This window comes from Chromobacterium sp., from assembly GCF_041912965.1.
Taxonomy (GTDB): domain Bacteria; phylum Pseudomonadota; class Gammaproteobacteria; order Burkholderiales; family Chromobacteriaceae; genus Chromobacterium; species Chromobacterium aquaticum.
Genome location: NZ_JAYSGF010000013.1, coordinates 101,599 through 120,697, shown reverse-complemented (window position 1 = coordinate 120,697; position 19,099 = coordinate 101,599). Strand labels below are relative to the sequence as shown.

Annotated in this window: 15 protein-coding genes; 8 read left to right on the top strand and 7 right to left on the bottom strand. The window is 62.1% G+C overall.

Annotated features, from left to right (window positions below; all coding sequences use genetic code 11):
- Positions 1–219: 219 nt before the first annotated feature.
- The 7 genes from ACE3QM_RS09560 to ACE3QM_RS09530 form a co-directional block, all read right to left on the bottom strand.
- Entirely contained in the window at positions 220–1,614 is a 1,395-nt protein-coding gene (locus ACE3QM_RS09560; RefSeq protein WP_048409847.1) for a PLP-dependent aminotransferase family protein, read from the bottom strand.
- A 73-nt stretch (positions 1,615–1,687) separates the two neighbouring features.
- The gene (ccoG, locus tag ACE3QM_RS09555) at positions 1,688–3,049 is read right to left on the bottom strand and encodes a cytochrome c oxidase accessory protein CcoG (protein WP_048409848.1); all 1,362 of its coding nucleotides are present in this window, start codon (positions 3,047–3,049) and stop codon (positions 1,688–1,690) included.
- Positions 3,050–3,339: 290 nt separating this feature from the next.
- A complete protein-coding gene (locus ACE3QM_RS09550) occupies positions 3,340–3,969 on the bottom strand; it encodes a MarC family protein (protein ID WP_048409849.1) in 630 nt (209 codons plus the stop codon).
- Between the two features lie 143 nt (positions 3,970–4,112).
- Positions 4,113–5,246, bottom strand: coding sequence for a succinyl-diaminopimelate desuccinylase (dapE, locus tag ACE3QM_RS09545; RefSeq protein WP_231462823.1), 1,134 nt, complete (start codon positions 5,244–5,246; stop codon positions 4,113–4,115).
- Positions 5,243–5,593, bottom strand: coding sequence for an arsenate reductase (locus ACE3QM_RS09540; RefSeq protein ID WP_048409851.1), 351 nt, complete (start codon positions 5,591–5,593; stop codon positions 5,243–5,245). The genes dapE and ACE3QM_RS09540 overlap by 4 nt, the downstream gene beginning before the upstream one ends.
- Before the next feature lie 7 nt (positions 5,594–5,600).
- Entirely contained in the window at positions 5,601–6,731 is a 1,131-nt protein-coding gene (locus tag ACE3QM_RS09535; RefSeq protein ID WP_231462821.1) for a PilT/PilU family type 4a pilus ATPase, read from the bottom strand.
- Positions 6,732–6,866: 135 nt separating this feature from the next.
- On the bottom strand, positions 6,867–8,549 hold the full coding sequence (locus ACE3QM_RS09530) for a long-chain-fatty-acid--CoA ligase (protein WP_048409853.1): 1,683 nt from the start codon (positions 8,547–8,549) through the stop codon (positions 6,867–6,869).
- Positions 8,550–9,005: 456 nt separating this feature from the next.
- Between ACE3QM_RS09530 and rimP the strand changes: the two genes are divergently transcribed.
- The 8 genes from rimP to ACE3QM_RS09490 all read left to right on the top strand — a co-directional run bounded on the left by rimP (position 9,006) and on the right by ACE3QM_RS09490 (position 19,087).
- The gene (rimP, locus tag ACE3QM_RS09525; RefSeq protein ID WP_048409119.1) at positions 9,006–9,431 is read left to right on the top strand and encodes a ribosome maturation factor RimP; all 426 of its coding nucleotides are present in this window, start codon (positions 9,006–9,008) and stop codon (positions 9,429–9,431) included.
- Positions 9,432–9,483: 52 nt separating this feature from the next.
- Positions 9,484–10,962, top strand: coding sequence for a transcription termination factor NusA (gene nusA, locus ACE3QM_RS09520; protein WP_048409120.1), 1,479 nt, complete (start codon positions 9,484–9,486; stop codon positions 10,960–10,962).
- Between the two features lie 39 nt (positions 10,963–11,001).
- Positions 11,002–13,938 carry a translation initiation factor IF-2 gene (gene infB, locus ACE3QM_RS09515; protein ID WP_374421531.1) on the top strand — a complete coding sequence of 979 codons (2,937 nt, stop codon included), beginning with the start codon at positions 11,002–11,004 and terminating at the stop codon, positions 13,936–13,938.
- A gap of 168 nt (positions 13,939–14,106) precedes the next feature.
- Positions 14,107–14,526, top strand: coding sequence for a 30S ribosome-binding factor RbfA (rbfA, locus tag ACE3QM_RS09510; protein WP_048409122.1), 420 nt, complete (start codon positions 14,107–14,109; stop codon positions 14,524–14,526).
- Entirely contained in the window at positions 14,523–15,446 is a 924-nt protein-coding gene (truB, locus tag ACE3QM_RS09505; protein ID WP_374421530.1) for a tRNA pseudouridine(55) synthase TruB, read from the top strand. Before rbfA ends, truB begins: the two co-directional genes overlap by 4 nt.
- A 120-nt stretch (positions 15,447–15,566) precedes the next feature.
- Positions 15,567–15,836 carry a 30S ribosomal protein S15 gene (gene rpsO, locus ACE3QM_RS09500; RefSeq protein WP_019104449.1) on the top strand — a complete coding sequence of 90 codons (270 nt, stop codon included), beginning with the start codon at positions 15,567–15,569 and terminating at the stop codon, positions 15,834–15,836.
- Between the two features lie 193 nt (positions 15,837–16,029).
- Complete coding sequence (gene pnp, locus ACE3QM_RS09495) at positions 16,030–18,174, top strand: polyribonucleotide nucleotidyltransferase (protein WP_048409124.1); 2,145 nt, start codon at positions 16,030–16,032, stop codon at positions 18,172–18,174.
- A 211-nt stretch (positions 18,175–18,385) separates the two neighbouring features.
- The gene (locus ACE3QM_RS09490; protein ID WP_374421529.1) at positions 18,386–19,087 is read left to right on the top strand and encodes a hypothetical protein; all 702 of its coding nucleotides are present in this window, start codon (positions 18,386–18,388) and stop codon (positions 19,085–19,087) included.
- Positions 19,088–19,099: the final 12 nt, after the last annotated feature.

The window sequence follows — 19,099 nt, the reverse complement described above, 5'->3', positions numbered from 1 at the left end:
GCCCTTGTCTAACTATTCCGCCGACGCGTAGCAGATCGTAAACAGGTTCTTAGAACCTGTTCAATGTCTGCTGCGCTTCGGCGATACGGCGTTAAAAACAAGCTCAAAATGCTCATGTACCACTTGTACATTCCGCTTTTTCGCTCGTTTTCGCCTTGTCTCGCTCTAGTTCGCGAGATCGTGCACAGGTTCTTGGTCCCGGGCTTTTTGCGCGCGGCGTCAGTAGGCGCTGGCCGGGCTGAGCAGTTCAGCCAGCAGCGGCACGCCGGAGCGTTGCTGCAGCGGATCGTAGAAGCTGAAGTTCAGCCGCATCGCATTGCCGGCGTCCTGGCCCGGGGTGTGGAACAGCTGGGACGGCGCGAAGTGCAGGCCCTGCTGCATCGCCATCGGCAGCAAGCGGCGACAGTCGACGCCGGGCGGCAGTTCCACCCACAGGAAGTAGCCGCCCAGCGGCAGCGCCATCCGGCAGTCGGCTGGGAAATGGGTGGCGATTTGCTGTTGCAGCGCGGCCAGATTGTTTTGCAGGCGCTGGCGCAGCAAGCTGAGCATGTCCTCGTGGTGGCCGCCGGCCAGCAGCCGCGCCAGCGCCATCTGGCTGGGTAGCGGCGTGGCCAGCGAGCTGCACAGCTTCAAGCCCATCACGCTGTCGCGGAAGCGCCCGGCGGCGATCCAGCCGACGCGGTAGCCCGGCGCCAGCGATTTGCTGAACGAGGAGCAGTGCAGCACGCTGCCGCGCTGATCGAAAGCCTTGAGCGGCAATGGCGCGCCTTCGCCGAAGTACAGCTCGCGGTAGGTGTCGTCCTCGATGATGGGCACGCGGTGGCGTTCCGCCAGCGCCAGCAGCGCGGCTTTTTGCGAATCGCTCATCACCTGGCCGGTGGGGTGCTGGAAATTGGGCATGGCGATGATGGCGGCCGGCTGATGCTGGATCAGCAAGGCTTCCAGCCGCTCCAGGTCCAGCGGCTGGCCGGGCGGACAGTTAAAGCCCACCGGGCGCAACGCCAGTTGTTCCAGCTGCTCGAAGATGGGCGGGAAGGCCGGGGTGATCACCAGCATGCAATCGCTGCCGCTGAGGCGGGCCACCGCGCGGATCGCCAGGTTCAGCGCCTCCATGCCGCCGCAGGTGATCAGCATCTCCTCGCCGTCCAGCTCCACGCCCTGGGCCAGGTAGCGCAGCGCCAGCTCGCGGCGCAAGCCCTCGTAGCCCTCGCTATCGGTGCTGGACAATGCGTAGCGGTAATCGCTGAGCGCGCGGGTCAGCGCCCGGGTCAGCGGCGTGGTGTTGATCAGCACCGGGTTCATGAACGGGCAGCCCCAGGGCATGGGCAACGCCATGGTCAGGTGCTCGGCGCGGAATTCGCCGGGATGGTCCGGCAGCGGCGGCGCCTGCCGCAATGACAGCGAGGACAGGCCCAGCACCCGGAAGCCGGAACGGGGCAGCGATTCGATCAGGCCTTGTTTTTCCAATTCGGCGTAGGCGCGCTGGGCGGTGGTGATGCTGACCTTGTGGTCCAGGCATAGCTTGCGCAGCGAAGGCATGCGGTCGCCGGGGCGCAGATGGCCCTGCTCGATGGCATGGCGGAAGCGCTGGCTCAGTTGACTGGTCTTGCTCATGGTATTCCTGGCGGTTGAGCCGCGGCGGCGGCGCGCCGCGGCATGACTGCTGATGGACTGCTAAAACACGCGTTCATTCGCCGATGAAGCTGGATTTTTCCCTGATGATACTACCGTCATGGCTCAGCGAGCTGACCACGAAATAGATGTCGTGCGCGCCGCGGGTAGCGTGTTCGGGTTCGGCCTGCACCCTGACGGTGACGGTTTCGGTGCGGGTGGGCGCCACTTCGACCACCTGTCCGGGCTTGTCCAGCCTCAGGCTGGGCAGGCCTTCCACCTGGATCTTGAAGCGCTGCGCCTGCTCGCTGGTGTTGATCAGCTTCAGGTTGTAGCTGTTTTCCAGCAGGCCGTCGTCGGTGGCGCGCACCAGGATGGCGCGGTCGCGCAACACATCCACCTTGAACGGCTTTTTCAGGATCAGCGCGGTGGTGGACAGCGCGATGATGCCGGCCAGCAGGCTGGAGTAGACGATGACGCGCGGACGGTGGCTGCCGCCGGCGCGTTGCGGCTTGTCGGCGGCTTCCAGCGCGGCGGCGCTGGTGTAGCGGATCAGCCCGCGCGGCGCGTGGATCTTGTCCATCACCTGGTCGCAGGCGTCGATACAGGCGGCGCAGCCTATGCATTCATATTGCAGGCCGTTGCGGATGTCGATGCCGGTGGGGCAGACCTGCACGCAGATGCCGCAATCGATGCAGCTGCCGCGCGCCTTGTCGGCCGCTTGCTTGCCCTTGCCGCGCGGCTCGCCGCGACGGTTGTCGTAGGAGATGATCAGGGTGTCGTTGTCGAACATCGCGCCCTGGAAGCGGGCGTACGGGCACATGTGCAGGCAGACTTTTTCGCGCAGCACGCCGGCCAGCAGCCAGGTGAAGCCGCCGTAGAACAGGATCCAGAAACTTTCCCACGGGCCGTAGGCCAGGCTGGGCGCGGCGGCGGCCAGTTCGCGCACCGGGGTGAAGTAGCCGACCAGGGTGAAGCCGGTCAACAAGGAGAACAGGCCCATCAAGCTGTGGGACAGCGTCTTGCGCGTGAATTTGTTCACGCTCATCGGCGCGGCGTCGAGCTTGCGGCGTGCATTGTGGTCGCCCAGCGTCAGCCGCTCAATCCAGATCATGATCTGGGTATAGACTGTCTGCGGACAGCTATAGCCGCACCAGAGTCGGCCGGCCAGCGCCGTCCACAGGAACAGGCCCAGCGCGCAGATCACCAGCAAGGCGGCGAAGTAAATGAAGTCCTGGGGCCAGAAAGTGAGGCCGAAGATCAGGAAGCGGTGCTGCTCCAGATCCAGGTGCACCGCCTGGCGGCCATTCCACTGCAGCCAGGGCAGGCCGAAGAAAGCCAGCTGGGTGGCGAGCACCATGAATACTCGCGCATTGTTGAAACGGCCAGTGGTCAGTCGGGGGTAGATTTTGATGGGGACGGCGTGCTGGCTAGACATGGTGAAATGCCCATTGAATGAAAACCCCTTATTAGTACTGCTTGGGATCGGTACAAACAATGAACAGTTCACCCTGAAAATGTGTATACAGCGGCATCTGTCCATATACAGGCGCAGACTGCAAGGACAGCGTTTAAATCAAGAAATACTAGTAAAAACAGTGTGTTTTGTGCGATATTCGCCCGCGCCGCTGCCAGGGGGAAGCGATGCGGGCGGAGGAAAATCGCTTGGGACTGTATTGATGTTGTGCGTGCGAGAATGTTGCCGAATAAGCAGATTCTGCGTGATTTTCAGCGGGTTAGCTGCGGGAAAAGACGATAAATTCCGTCAACGATGATTTCCACCGACACCGCCGCCAGCAACATGCCCATCACCCGGTTGACGATGTTGATGCCGGTCTGCCCCAATAGCCGCGACAGCGGCGAGGCCAGCACCAGCGCACCGTAGCAGGTGATCGCCACCAGCAAACTGCTCACTAAAAGATAAACCACCTGTACCCAGGATGATGCGGTGGTGGCATAGATGATCACGGTGGAGATGGTGCCCGGCCCGGTCATCAGCGGGATGGCCATCGGCACTACCGCGATATTGGTCTTGGTCTCGGCTTCTTCGCGTTCCACCTTGGTGGTCTTGGTCGGCCCTGGCTTGGCGTTCATCAGCGCGATGGCGATCAGCATCACCAGCAAGCCGCCGCCCACCTGGAAGGAGCCGACGCTGATGCCGAGAAAGCGCAGCAAGGTCTCGCCGACGACGGCGAACAGGCAGAGCACGATGGCCACGGCGATGGCCGTGGTCTTGGCGATCTTCTTGCGCTCCAGCTGGTTGGAGGTGGGCGTCAGGCTGATGAAAATGGGAATGGCGCCCAGCGGATTGACCAGCACCAGCAGCGCGATGAATATTTTTGCGATTTCGACTTCCATGGTTCGGATCATACCTTTCGCAGGCGGCCGCCGCATTCAGGCGGGAGACGGGAAGCGTCGACGCCGCGCCACGGCGGCGCGCCGCAAAGCAAAAAAACCGGCCGCGCCAGGCGCAACCGGTTTCAGCATAGCCGGAATTCGGCTTAGACAGCGTTCAGCAGCAGTTCCAGCGTGCGCCGGTAAATCGCCGACAGTGGTTCAATGTCGGCCACTTCCACGCACTCGTTCAGCTTGTGGATGGTGGCGTTGACCGGGCCGAATTCCACCAGTTCGCTCGCGACGCGCTTGATGAAGCGCCCGTCGGAGGTGCCGCCGGTGGTGGACAACTCCGCCTGGCGGCCGGCGATCTCGGCGATGGCGCGGCCAAGCGCCTCGGTGAGCTTGCCTGGCTGGGTCAGGAAGGGCTGGCCGGACAGCTGCCAGTGCAACTCGTAGCCCAGGCCATGGCGGTCCAGGATGGCGCAGACGCGCTCCTTCAGTGATTCCGCGCTGCTCTCCGGCGAGAAGCGGAAGTTGAAGCGGATGTCGCAATGGCCGGGGATGATGTTGCCGGCGCCGGTGCCGGCGTGGATATTGGACACCTGCCAGCTGGTGGGCGGGAAGAAGGCGTTGCCCTCGTCCCAGCGCGTCGCCGCCAGCTCGGCCAACGCTGGCGCCATCAGGTGCACCGGGTTCTTGGCCAGGTGCGGATAGGCGATATGGCCCTGGATGCCGTGCACGATCAAATGGCCGGACAAGGAGCCGCGGCGGCCGTTCTTGATGGTGTCGCCCAGCGCTTGGTCGGAGGTGGGTTCGCCGACGATGCAATAGTCCATGGTCTCGCCGCGCGCCTCCAGCGCGTCCACCACCTTGACGCTGCCGTCCACCGCCACGCCTTCCTCGTCCGAGGTGATCAGCAGGGCGATGGAGCCGGGGTGGTCGGGGCGGGCGGCGACGAAGTCTTCGCAGGCGGTGACAAAGGCGGCCAGCGAAGCCTTCATGTCGGCGGCGCCGCGGCCGTAGAGCAGGCCGTTGCGCACCGTGGGCTCGAACGGCGGGCTGTCCCATTGCTCCAGCGGGCCGGTGGGCACCACATCGGTGTGGCCGGCGAAGCAGACCAGCGGGCCGGCGTCGCCGCGGCGCGCCCAGAAGTTGTCGACCTCGCCGAAGCGCATGCGCTCGACGCGAAAGCCGATGGCTTCCAGCCGGGCTATCATCAGCTCCTGGCAGCCTTGGTCGCGCGGCGTTACCGAATCCAGCCGGATCAGCTGCCGCGCCAGTTCTAGGGTGGCGCTCATTTCAGCAGACGCTCCGCCCAGTCGGCTTCGATAAAGCCGACGCTGATCTTGCCGCCGGCGTCCAGCACCGGGCGCTTGATCACCGAGGGGTTGGCCTGCATCAGCGCCAGCGCGGCCGGCAATTGCTCGGCGCCGGCCTTGACTTCGTCCGGTAATGCGCGCCAGGTGGTGCCCTGGCGATTGATCAGCTTGGCGAGGCCGACCGCGCTCGCCCATTGCTCCAGGCTGGCGGCGTCCACGCCTTGTTTCTTGAAATCATGGAAATGGTAATCGAGGCCGTTGTCGCTCAGCCATTGGCGGGCTTTCTTGACAGTGCTGCAGTTGGGGATGCCGTAAAGAGTGATCATGGGTGGGTTACAGGTCCAGTTTGATGCTGTCGAAGCTTGGCGGCTCGCCGCCATCGGGTTTCTTGTTGTCGCCGCTCGCCGGTTTTTCCTTGGTCTGATTGATCAGCCAGTACAGATTGGTGGGCGAGTCGGCGTTTCTCAGTGCCTCGTCCAGGCTGATGCGGCCCGCGCTATACAGCCGGTACAACGCCTGTTCGAAGGTTTGCGAACCATCGCTCATGCTGTTTTCGATGGCTTCCTTGATTTTGTCTATCTCTCCGTTGCGGATCAACTCCGAAATGCGCGCGCTGTTGATCAGAATCTCGATCGCCGGCACCCGTCCGCCGTCCAGAGTGGGGATCAGCCGTTGCGAAACCACCGCTTTGAGCGCGGCGGACAGGTCCATCAGCAGCGCGGCGCGGCTTTCCGCCGGGAAGAAATTGATGACCCGGCTCAGCATGTGGTAGCTGTTGTTGCCGTGCAGCGTGGAAATGCACAAATGGCCGGACTGGGCGTAGGTCACCGCCTGGGTCAGCGTTTCCGGGTCGCGGATCTCGCCTATCATCAGCACGTCCGGCGCTTCGCGCATCGCGTTTTTCAGCGCGCGGGCGTAGGAGAGGGTGTCGAAGCCGACTTCGCGCTGGTTGACGATGGATTTGTCGTGGCGGAACAGGAACTCGATCGGATCCTCCACGGTGAGGATGTGGCCGCTCATGCTCTGGTTGCGGGTTTGCAGCATCGCGGCCACGGTGGAGCTCTTGCCGGAACCGGTGGAGCCGACCACCAGGATCAGGCCGCGCTTGAGCTTGATCAGCTCGCTGAGCACCGGCGGCAACTGCAACTGCTCCAGCGAGGGGATGTTGGGCAGGATGTAGCGCACCACCATGCCCACCGAGCCGCGCTGCCAGAAGATATTGATGCGGAAACTGCCGAGGCCGGGGACGGGATGGCCCAGATTCATTTCGCGCTCTTGTTCGAACGAGCTGATCTCCTCCTCGCTCATCAGGCTGTAGGCCAACTGCTTGACCATGTCCGCGGTCAGCGGTTTTTCGTTCAGCGGCAGCAGTTCGCCGTTCTGCTTGATCATCGGCGGGGAGAAGCTGGTGAAGAACAGGTCGCTGGCGCGGCGTTCGGCCATCAGTTTGAAAAACGGCAGCATCAACATAATCGTGCACCCGGAACAAACAACTGTTATTTGGATAGGAGCGGCTGTCAGGCTTCAAGTGTAGCCGCCCACGCTCAAAAAAAACGCCGCCCAGGAGCGGGCGGCGGCGATTTCATCTGCGTGGCATGGTCAGGCCGGCTTGGCGGCGCCGCTCTCGTCGCGCAGCGCGCGGCGCAGGATCTTGCCGACATTGGTCTTGGGCAATTCGTCGCGGAACTCTACCAGCTTGGGCACCTTGTAGCCGGTCAGATTGTCGCGGCAGTGCTGGACGATGTCCTTCTCGCTCAGCGCGCGGTCCTTGCGCACCACGAACACCTTGACCACTTCGCCGGACTTGTCGTCCGGCACGCCGATGCAAGCCACTTCCAGCACGCCCGGGTGGCTGGCCACCACGTCCTCGATCTCATTCGGATAGACGTTGAAGCCGGACACCAGGATCATGTCCTTCTTGCGGTCCACCAGCTTGACGAAGCCGTCCGGCGTCAGCATGGCCATGTCGCCGGTGGCGAGGAAGCCGTCCGGGCTCAGCACCTTGGCGGTTTCGTCCGGACGGTTCCAATAGCCTGTCATCACCTGCGGGCCGCGGATGCACAACTCGCCCTGCTCGCCGGGGGCGACTTCCTCGCCCTCGGGGCCGCGCAACTGCATCTCGGTGGAGGGCACCGGCACGCCGATGGTGCCGTTGTAGGCCGCCAGGTCCAGCGGGTTCATGCATACCGCCGGGCTGGCCTCGGTCAGGCCATAGGCTTCCACCAGGGTCACGCCGGTGACCTGCTTCCACTTGTCGGCCACCGCCTTTTGCACCGCCATGCCGCCGCCCAGCGCCAGGCGCCAGGTGGAGAAGTCCAGCTTGGCGAATTCCGGATTGTTCAGCAGCGCGTTGAACAGGGTGTTGACCCCGGTCATGCAGGTAATCGGGTATTTGCTCATCTCCTTGATGAAGCCTGGGATGTCGCGCGGATTGGTGATCAGGATGTTGAGCGCGCCCATCTCGGTGAACACCATCAGATTCGCGGTCAGCGAGAAGATGTGATACAGCGGCAGCGCGGTGACGATGATTTCCTGTCCCGGGCGGATCGCCGGCTTCACCCATTCGCCGGCCTGCAGCATATTGGCGACGATATTGCGGTGCACCAGCATCGCGCCCTTGGACACGCCGGTGGTGCCACCGGTGTATTGCAGGAAGGCGATGTCGTCGTGACTCAGCGCCACCGGCTGGTATGGCGCGCTCGCGCCTTGCGCCAGCGCGTCCTTGAAGCGGATGTGGCCGGGCAGGCGCCACGGCGGCACCATCTTCTTGACCTTGCGCACCACGAAATCGACCAGCATGCCCTTGGCGAAGCCCAGCATCTCGCCGATGGAGGCGATCACCACGTTCTTGACCTGGGTGCGCGGCAGCACCTGCTCCAGCACGCTGGCGAAGTTTTCCAGGATCACGATGGTTTCCGCGCCGGAATCCTTCAACTGGTGTTCCAGCTCGCGCGGGGTGTACAGCGGGTTGACGTTGACCACGGTGCCGCCGGCGCGCAGCGTGCCGAACACCGCGATCGGGTATTGCAGCAGATTGGGCATCATCACCGCCACGCGGTCGCCCTTTTTCAGCCCCAGCTTGTGCTGCAGGAAGGAGGCGAAGCGGCCGGAGAGCTGATCCATTTCGCTATAGCTGAGCTCCTTGCCCATGCAGGCCAGCGCCGGGCGGTCATGGAATTTCTTGACGCTGCGGTCGAAGACCTCGACCACGGACTGGAACTGATTGATGTCGATTTCGTGAGCTACGCCCGGCTGGTAGTTTTTGAGCCACACCTTTTCCATAAATCCCGGTTTCTCCATCGTGCTGGTTAACGAGAGTCGCGCCAGCGTGTCGCGCGCCGGCGGGCGTCGTACCTATTTGGTGACTATATATTTGTTATGTCGTGGCGGCTTGGGCGCCACTGAGAACGTGTTCACGATCTCGCGAGCTAGAGCGAGACAAGGCGAAAACGGCTGAGAAAGCGGAATGTACGGTTGGTACATGAGCATTTCGAAGCCGTTTTCAACGCCGTATCGCCGATGCGCAGCAGATCGTAAACAGGTTCTGACGTCAAACTGCTGTTTGAGTGCTCGGTAATGTACCGTAACTGGAACCGCTCGCAAAGAAGTCCGCTGCAAACTGCCGCCGTCGCCGGAGTGGGGAAGGCGGCGCGCCGGTTTTCTTTTTCAATGGAATAGGTTACAATCGCGTCGGTTAGGGATGGGCGTTTCGCCCATTTTTTATTTGTGGAAAAAGCAATGGATGTTCGTTTGCTGCTGGAAAACACCCTGCCGGGTCTCGGCTATGAGTTGGTCGACTTTGAAATGACCCCAGGGGGCGGTTTTCGCGTTTTTATCGACAAGCCGGGTGGCATCACCGTGGAAGACTGCGTCCAGGTGAGCAATCACTTTACCCGCCTTTTCATGGTCGAGAACATCGACTACGAGCGACTCGAAGTGTCTTCGCCGGGCTTGGACCGTCCGCTGAAGAAAGAGGCTGATTTCGTCCGCTTCGCTGGAAAGCTTGCCAAGATCAAGACGCGCATGCCGATCGAGCAGCAGAAGAAATTTACCGGTCGTCTTGCCGGGGTCGAGGAAGACTCTGTGAAGCTGGATGTGGATGGCCGCATCGTGGCGATTCCGTTTGCCAATATCGACAAGGCCAGGCTAGAGCCTGAGTTTTGATGTCTGGACGGCCATAAAGCCACGCAAAAGGACAAAAATCGGAGAGGAATGAATGAGTCGCGAGATTTTGTTGCTGGTGGATGCCCTGGCGAGCGAAAAGAATGTCAGCAAGGATGTGGTGTTCTCCGCCCTTGAAATGGCGCTTGCCTCGGCAACCAAGAAAAAATTTACCGATGACGAGATGGACGTGCGCGTCGAAATCGATCGTCACAGCGGTCAGTACCAGACCTTCCGCCGCTGGCTGGTGGTGGAAGACGAGCTGCTGGAATCGGAAAGCAAGGAAATCGGCTTGGTCGACGCTCGTGAGCGCGATCCGCGCATAGAGCTGGGCGCTTACATCGAAGAGTCGATGGAGGCCGTGGAGTTTGGCCGCATCGGCGCGCAAACCGCCAAGCAAGTGATTCTGCAGCGCATTCGCGACGCCGAGCGCGAACAGTTGCTGAACGAGTTCCTGCAGCGCCGCGAGCACCTGGTGACCGGCACCATCAAGCGCATCGAACGCGGCAACGCCATCGTCGAATGCGGCAAGCTGGAAGCGGTGCTGCCGCGCGATCAGATGATCCCCAAGGAAAACCTGCGCGTGGGCGACCGCGTCAAGGCTTTCCTGTTGCGCATCGATCGCCTGGGCCGCGGCCCGCAGCTGGTGCTGTCGCGCACCTCTCCGGAGTTCCTGACCAAGCTGTTCGAACTGGAAGTGCCGGAAATCGACGAAGGCCTGCTGGAAATCAAGGCCGCCGTGCGTGATTCGGGGATGCGCGCCAAGATCGCCGTCAAGGCCAATGACGCCCGCATCGATCCGCAAGGCACCTGCATCGGCATGCGCGGTTCGCGCGTGCAGTCGGTCAGCCAGGAGTTGGGCGGCGAGCGCATCGACATCGTGCTGTGGGCGCCGGAACCGGCTCAGTTCGTGATCAACGCGCTGTCGCCGGCTGAAGTCAGCCGCATCATGGTGGACGAAGACAACCACAGCATGGACGTGGTGGTGGAAGAGGAACAGCTGGCGCTGGCCATCGGCCGTAGCGGCCAGAACGTCAAGCTGGCCGCCGAGTTGACCGGCTGGTACCTCAACATCATGACCGTTGCCGAGGCAGAAGAAAAACACCAGGCGGAAGATGCCGCTGTGCGCGATCTGTTCGTGAACGCCCTGGGCGTGAGCGAGGATGTCGCCGCCGTACTGGTGCAAGAAGGCTTCGCCGCTTTGGAAGAAGTGGCGTATGTGCCGATTGCGGAAATGCTGGAAATTGAAGGGTTTGATGAGGAGCTGGTCAACGACCTGCGCAGCCGCGCGCGTGACGCTCTTTTGACACAGGCTATTGCGTCCGAAGAAAAAGTGGAAAGCGTTTCCGATGGCCTGCGCGATATCGAGGGCCTGGACGCCGAGCTGGTTCGCAAGCTGGCCGATGGCGGCGTGATCACCCGCGACGACCTGGCCGACCTGGCCGTGGACGATCTGGTGGACATGACCGGCATGGAGGCCGAGACCGCCCGCGCCGTCATCATGAAGGCGCGCGAGCACTGGTTCGACCAGTAAGGCCTGTCCGGAAAGAATTTACAGAATTTGGGAAGACGCATGGTTTTGACAAACGTAAAACAATTTGCCAGTGAGCTGAACCTCACACCGGAACGCCTGCTGGAACAGCTGGGCGCGGCCGGCGTGAGCAAGCGCTCGCCGGATGACGCGCTATCCGCGCAAGACAAGTCCCAGCTTCTTGACTATCTGAAGCGCTCCCATGGCGCGCGCGACGAAGAGTCGCGCATTGCGCTGACGCGCAAGTCCACCAGCGAGATCAAGACCGCCGACGGCAGCACCGTCAAGGTTGAGACCCGCAAGAAGCGCTTCGTGGTGCGTCCGGAAGACGCCGCAGCCGCTCAGCCGGCCGCAGCGGAATCCCGCCCGGCCGAGCCGGTGAAGGCGCCGGAACCGGCGCCCGCGCCTGCTCCGCAAGTCGTGGAAGCCAAGCCCGAGCCTAAGCCGCCGGTGGTGGAAGCCAAGCCTGAGCCGAAACCCGAGCCCAAGCCGCAAGCCGCGGCCGCCAAGCCGGAAGCGAAGCCTGCGGCGGAAGCTCCGCGCCAGGAAGCGGCCAAGCCGGCCGCTCCGGCGCCGCGCCCGACCGTGGCCTCCATCCTGAGCCCGGAAGAAATCGCCGCTCGCGAAGCCGAGGAAAAGCGTCAAGCCGCTTTCCGCGCGCGTCAAGAAGCGCTGATGCGCGAAAAGATCGAGCGCGAAGAGCGCCGTCAGGCCGCGCGCCAGGCCGCGCTGCAGCCGCCGCCGCCGGCTCCCGAGCCGGTGCGCGCCGCTGAACCGGCCCGCCGCGATGAGCCGCGCCGCGACGACCGTCGTCCGGCCGGCGACAACCGTGGCCCGCGTCCGGCAGGCGACAACCGTGGTCCGCGTCCGGCTGGCGACAACCGTGGCCCGCGCCCGGCAGGCGACAACCGTGGTCCGCGTCCGGCTGGCGACAACCGTGGCCCGCGCCCGGCTGGCGACAACCGCGGTCCGCGTCCGGCTACGGCTGGCGCGCCCGGCGCGCCGGCGGTGCCGGCCACCGTGGCCGGCCGTCCCGACGCCAAGAAGGGCGGCAGCGGTAACAAGAAGGGTGGCGATCGCTGGGATGACAACAAGAAGGGTGGCCGCGGTCTGAAGACCAAGGGCGGCGACGCCGGCAATGATTGGAAATCCCGTGGCGGCAAGAACCGTCACAAGCAGAACAATCAGCACGCCTTCCAGGCGCCGACCGAGCCCATCGTGCATGAAGTGCTGGTGCCGGAAACCATTTCCGTCGCCGACCTGGCGCACAAGATGGCCGTCAAGGCCGTCGAGGTGATCAAGGCGCTGATGAAGATGGGCATGATGGTGACCATCAACCAGGTGCTGGATCAGGAAACCGCGATGATCGTGGTGGAAGAGATGGGCCACGTGCCGAAGGCGGCTCAGGCCGACGATCCGGAAGCCTATCTGGAACTGAGCGGCGGCGAATCCGCGGTGGAAGCGGTGGAACTGCCGCGCTCCCCGGTGGTGACCGTGATGGGTCACGTCGACCACGGCAAGACCTCGTTGCTGGACTACATCCGCCGCGCCAAGGTCGCCGCGGGCGAAGCCGGCGGCATTACCCAGCATATCGGTGCTTACCACGTGGAAACCCCGCGCGGCATGATCACCTTCCTGGATACCCCGGGTCACGAAGCGTTTACCGCGATGCGTGCCCGTGGCGCCAAGGCCACCGACATCGTGGTGCTGGTGGTGGCGGCCGACGACGGCGTGATGCCGCAGACCATCGAAGCCATTCACCATGCCAAAGCGGCCAAGGTGCCGATGGTGGTGGCGGTCAACAAGATCGACAAGCAGGGCGCCAACGTAGAGCGCATCCGCCAGGAACTGGTATCGCATGAAGTGGTGCCGGAAGACTGGGGCGGCGACACCCAGTTCGTCGAAGTGTCGGCCAAGATGGGTCTGAACATCGACGCGCTGCTGGAAGCCATTCTGCTGCAAGCCGAAGTGCTTGAGCTGAAGGCTCCGGTGGATGCGCCGGCCAAGGGCATCATCGTCGAGGCCCGCCTCGACAAGGGTCGCGGCCCGGTGGCCACGCTGCTGGTACAGTCCGGCACCCTGAAGAAGGGCGACGTGGTACTGGCTGGCACCGCTTTTGGCCGTGTCCGCGCGATGATGGACGAAAACGGCAAGGCCATCGAATCCGCCGGTCCGGCGATTCCGGTGGAAATCCTGGGTCTGTCCGACGTGCCGCAAGCCGGTGAAGACGCGATGGTGCTGACCGACGAGAAGAAGGCGCGTGAAATCGCCCTGTTCCGCGCCGGCAAGTTCCGCGACGTGCGTCTGGCCAAGCAGCAAGCGGCCAAGCTGGAGAATATGTTCGCGCAGATGGCGGAGGGCGAGGTGCAAACCCTGTCCATCATCATCAAGGCCGACATGCAAGGTTCCTACGAAGCGCTGGCCGGCAGCTTGCAAAAGCTGTCCACCGACGAAGTACGCGTGGGCATCCTGCACTCCGGCGTGGGTGGCATCTCGGAATCCGACGTCAACCTGGCGATCGCTTCCAAGGCCATCGTGATCGGCTTCAACACCCGTGCCGACGCCGCCGCCCGCAAGCTGGCGGAGAGCGAAGGCGTGGACATCCGCTACTACAACATCATCTATGATGCTGTGGACGAAGTGAAAGCGGCGTTGTCCGGCATGCTGGCTCCGGAGAAGAAAGAACAGATCCTGGGCACGGTGGAAATCCGTCAGGTGATTCCGGTGTCCAAGGTGGGCAATATCGCGGGTTGCATGGTGACCGACGGCATGATCAAGCGTACCGCTTCGATCCGTCTGATCCGCAACCACGTGGTGGTGCATACCGGCGAACTGGACTCCTTGAAGCGCTTCAAGGACGACGTGAAGGAAGTGAAGCAGGGCTACGAATGCGGCCTGATGCTGAAAAACTTCAACGACATCCAGGAAGGCGACCAGCTGGAAGCGTTCGAAATCGTGGAAGTGGCGCGTTCCCTGTAAGCGGGACGCCAGGGGCGGGTGCCGGTCTGACCGTGAGGTCGGCGGGCGCTCGCCTTTTTTAATTTTGCCGCGAAAACCACGAAATGACATGGCGGCCCGGGCCGTGCCATTTCGTGGATTTCGTGGTCTGAGCGGCGGCGACGCCGCGTAAAGTTGATTGGAAGTGATATGGCAAAAGCCAAAAAAGGTTTCTCCCGTTCCGACCGCATCGCCGAGCAGATTCAGCGCGAGCTGGCGGAACTGACCCGCAAGGGCCTGAAGGACCCGCGCGCCGGTTGGATCACCATCACCCTGGTGCAAGTGACCCGCGATTATTCGCACGCCAAGGTGTTCTACACCGTGATGGACGAGAAAACCCGCGAAGCGACGCAGGAAGCGCTGGAAAGCTCCGCCGGCTATCTGCGCTCCGAACTGGGCCGCAGCATCAAGATCTTCACCACGCCGCAGCTGCACTTCGTCTACGACGAATCGGTGGAGCGCGGCATGCATATGACCAGCCTGATCAATCAGGTGGCGCGCGAGGACGCCGAGAAGTTCGGCGTTCAGGAAGCCGCATCCGGCGAGGATGGCGCCGAGGGCAAGGAATGAGCAAGCCGCGCAGCAATCGCCGCCCGATAGATGGCGTGCTGCTGATAGACAAGCCCTACGACATCTCCAGCAACGGCGCGCTGCAGAAGGCGCGCTGGCTGCTGAACGCCGCCAAGGCCGGCCATACCGGCGTGCTGGACCCGCTGGCCACAGGCCTGCTGCCGGTGTGCCTGGGCGAGGCCACCAAGTTTTCGTCTTATCTGCTGGACGCGGACAAGGGTTATCGCGCCACGGTGAAGTTCGGCGTGGTCACCACCACCGGCGATGTCGAGGGCGAGGTGGTGTCCGAGCGCCCGGTCGTGTTCGACCGCGAGGGCCTGCTGGCGGCGATGGAGGCGTTCCGCGGCGAAATCTCCCAGGTGCCGCCGATGTATTCGGCGCTCAAGCATCAGGGCAAGCCGCTGTACGAGTACGCGCGCGCCGGCATCGAGATCGAGCGCGAAGCGCGGCGGGTGCATATCCGCAAGTTGGAGTTGATCAGCCTGGATGGAGGCAGCGCGGTGATCGAGGTGCTGTGCAGCAAGGGCACTTATATTCGCACCCTGGCCTGCGACATCGGCGAAGCCTTGGGCTGTGGCGCGCATCTGACCGGTTTGCGCCGTACCGCCACCGGCGGCTTCACGCTGGACGAGGCCTTGCAACTGGCGGATATCGAAGCGCTGGAGATGCCGCAGCGCGAGGCCTTGCTGCTGCCGGCCGACATCTTGGTGCGTCACCTGCCCGAGGCGGAATTGGCGGCCGACGAGGCCGGGCGTTTCATGCACGGACAGCCCGTGCGTTTTACCGAAAAATGTGCGAAAATGCAGCGTTTCCGGATTTACCGCGAGGGAAGCCGGGAATTCTTGGGGCTGGGCGAGGCGCGCGACGATGGTCGCCTGCATCCGATCCGGCTCCTGGCGAGCAAGGCGGAGACGTCTTGAACGCCGGCGGCCCTAGGGCCGCGTACCGGAGTGTTGATGGGTTGCGAGGGTTTCGGCCTTGGCTGCTCGCTGCACTTGTCGGGTTGAAAAACCCCTACTGATAATTTGGAGTTACCCCAAATGGCAATGACCGCCGCTCAAAAAGCAGACATCGTTAAAGACTTCCAGCGCAGCGAAGGCGACACCGGTTCGTCCGAAGTGCAAGTGGCTCTGTTGACCGCTCGCATCAACGACCTGACCCCGCACTTCAAAGCCAACACCAAGGATCACCACAGCCGTCGTGGTCTGTTGAAGCTGGTTAGCCGTCGTCGTCGTCTGCTGGACTACCTGAAGCGCACCGATGCCGATAGCTATCGCGCATTGATCGCCCGTCTGGGTCTGCGCAAGTAAGGTTGGGTTTTGGAAAAGTCGCAGCGTGCTGCGACTTTTTCATGCCACATCAAGATCGCGAGCATTACTGCTGTAACAACGGGGGGAGCCTCTAAAAATTCGGATCGATATGCTTTGGTCAGAATTTTTAGGGGTTCCCGTTGTTTTTTTAGCTTGCGATTATTTGTCACACACAAAAGATTAGGGAAACCCTGTGTTCAATAAAATCACCAAGTCTTTCCAATACGGCCGTCACACCGTGACCGTGGAAACCGGCGAAGTCGCGCGTCAGGCGTCCGGCTCCGTCATCGTCTCCGTTGAGGACACCGTGGTGCTGGTCTCCGTGGTTGGCGGCAAGAACGTCAAGCCGGGCCAGGACTTCTTCCCGCTGACCGTGGACTACCTGGAGCGCACCTACGCCGCCGGCAAGATCCCGGGCGGCTTCTTCAAGCGCGAAGGCAAGCAGTCCGAGAAGGAAGTGCTGACCAGCCGCCTGATCGACCGTCCGATCCGTCCGCTGTTCCCGGAAGGCTTCTTCCATGACGTGCAAATCGTCGCCACCGTGATGTCGCTGAACCCGGAAGTGGATTCCGACATTCCGGCGATGATCGGCGCTTCCGCCGCTCTGGCCATCTCCGGCCTGCCGTTCGCCGGCCCGATCGGCGCCGCCCGCGTGGGCTACGCCAATGGCGAATACATCCTGAACCCGACTCGCACCGAACTGGCCACCTCCGAAATGGATCTGGTGGTTGCCGGTACCGAGCGCGCGGTGCTGATGGTGGAATCCGAAGCCAAGGAACTGCCGGAAGCCGTGATGCTGGGCGCCGTGGTGTTCGGTCACGAGCAAATGCAAGCCGCGATCAAGGCCATCAACGAACTGGCCGACGAAGTGAACCCGGTGATGTTCGACTGGGCCGCTCCGGTCGCCAATGAAGAACTGATCGCCCAAGTGCGCGCCATCGCCGGCGAGCAACTGGCCAACGCCTTCCGCCTGCGCCAGAAGCAAGCCCGCACCGTGGCGATCAACGAAGCCTGGGACGCGGTCAAGTCCGGCCTGATCAACGAAAACACCGACACCCTGAAGGCCAATGAGATCAAGGGCATCTTCAAGGGTCTGGAAGCCGAGATCGTTCGCGGTCAGATCCTGGCCGGCGACGCGCGCATCGACGGTCGCGACACCCGCACCGTGCGCCCGATCAGCATCCGCAACAACGTGCTGCCGCGCACCCACGGTTCCGCGCTGTTCACCCGTGGCGAAACCCAGGCCATGGTGGTGACCACGCTGGGCACCAAGCAGGACGAGCAGATCATCGACGCGCTGGCCGGTGAATACACCGAGCGCTTCATGCTGCACTACAACTTCCCGCCGTATTCCACCGGTGAAGCCGGCCGCATGGGCCCGCCGAAGCGCCGTGAAATCGGCCACGGCCGTCTGGCCAAGCGCGCGCTGGTTGCCGTGCTGCCGCCGGAATCGGAATTCGGTTACTCGATGCGCGTGGTGTCGGAAATCACCGAGTCCAACGGTTCTTCCTCCATGGCTTCGGTATGTGGCGGCTGCCTGTCGCTGCTGTCCGCTGGCGTGCCGCTGAAGGCGCACGTGGCCGGCATCGCCATGGGTCTGATCCTGGAAGGCAACCGCTTCGCGGTGCTGACCGACATCCTGGGCGATGAAGATCATCTGGGCGACATGGACTTCAAAGTGGCCGGTACCGCCGCAGGCGTGACCGCGCTGCAGATGGACATCAAGATCCAGGGCATCACCAAGGAAATCATGCAGGTGGCGCTGGATCAGGCCAAAGAAGGCCGCATGCACATCCTGGGTCTGATGAAGGAAGCCGTGGAAGGCCCGCAAGAGCTGTCCGCCCACGCTCCGCGTCTGTACGTGATGAAGATCAACCCGGACAAGATCCGCGAAGTGATCGGCAAGGGCGGCGAAACCATCCGCTCCATCACCAAGGACACCGGCTGCGAGATCAATATCGAGGAAGACGGCACCATCACCATCGCTTCGGTCAGCAACGAAGGCGCGGAAGCCGCCAAGAAGCGCATCGAAGAGATCACTGTTGAAGTGGAAGTGGGCAAGGTGTACGAAGGCACCGTGGTCAAGATCCTCGACAACAATGTCGGCGCCATCGTCTCCATCCTGCCGGGCAAGGATGGCCTGGTCCACATTTCCCAGATCGCCAACGAGCGCATCAAGAACGTGGCCGACTATCTGAAAGAAGGCCAGGTTGTGAAGGTCAAGGCCATCGAAATGGACGATCGCGGCCGCATCCGCCTGTCCATCAAGGCCCTGCTGGAAGAAGAAGCGAAAACCGCGCAAGCGACTGCCGATTCCTTCGGCCTGAAGGCCCAGTAAATCAGCCTGAGTGCCGCTCCACTCCGGAGCGGCTACCGGCTAGCATCACCCCCTGCCAAGGCAGGGGGTTTTTTACGTCCGCTTTTAGCGCTTGCTTATTGCCGTCATGTAGGGTCTTTATGTTTTTCGTGCTTACTTGCATGTCTTTTGATTGGAATTTTATGCATGAAAATGACAAAATGAGAGGCTTTTGAATATTAGGAATGGGTTGATGATGAGAAAATTATTGTTTTGCGCCTTGGTGTTCAATCTATTGCTAGCCAATGTCGGTAACGCCGAAAGTTTGAAAACCCGCTATGGCACGGTTTCCGAGGATGGCGCTGGCCAACTGCACTTAGGTAAGAAACTACTGCATGACGCGGATGGTAATAATATTTATCTGCATGGAAGCTTTCAGCTCAAGGACAAGGATGTGGTCTTGTTCAACAGCCATTGCGGTGGCAGCGGCTGTGTGGAGCAAAGCTTTTATCTGCTGACAGTAAGCAAGGGAGGTGCCAGCAAAAAATTCAAGCTGGGGGATTTCTCCATGGGTGTCGAGGCGACCGCCCGTGTTGAAGGCGAGCGCTTGAAAGTGGTTTTCAGCCCGGAAAACGGTAAACAGGAAACCGTGGTTTTTGATGGTGAAAAGCCGACGAAGGCGGTTAAGCGCGTCAAGTCCAAAGCGGAACTCAGCAAGGAAAACTGTCAGTGGGTCTATAAGTACGCCGATTCATGTGTGGACGCCGGTCAAAACGGAAATGATTGTAATGCGAAGCTGCGCGATGATTTTCCCGGCTGGAGCGCACGCGGTATCGCCGAGCTTGACGATAGCTACAAGCCGGCGGCATTCGACAAGGCTTGCCGTTCAATGTGCCTGGCCAAGCGGAAGAATATGGGCTTTGATGCTTTTGCCAAGAGCGTGTGCAAATCGTGATGTTCTAGCTTC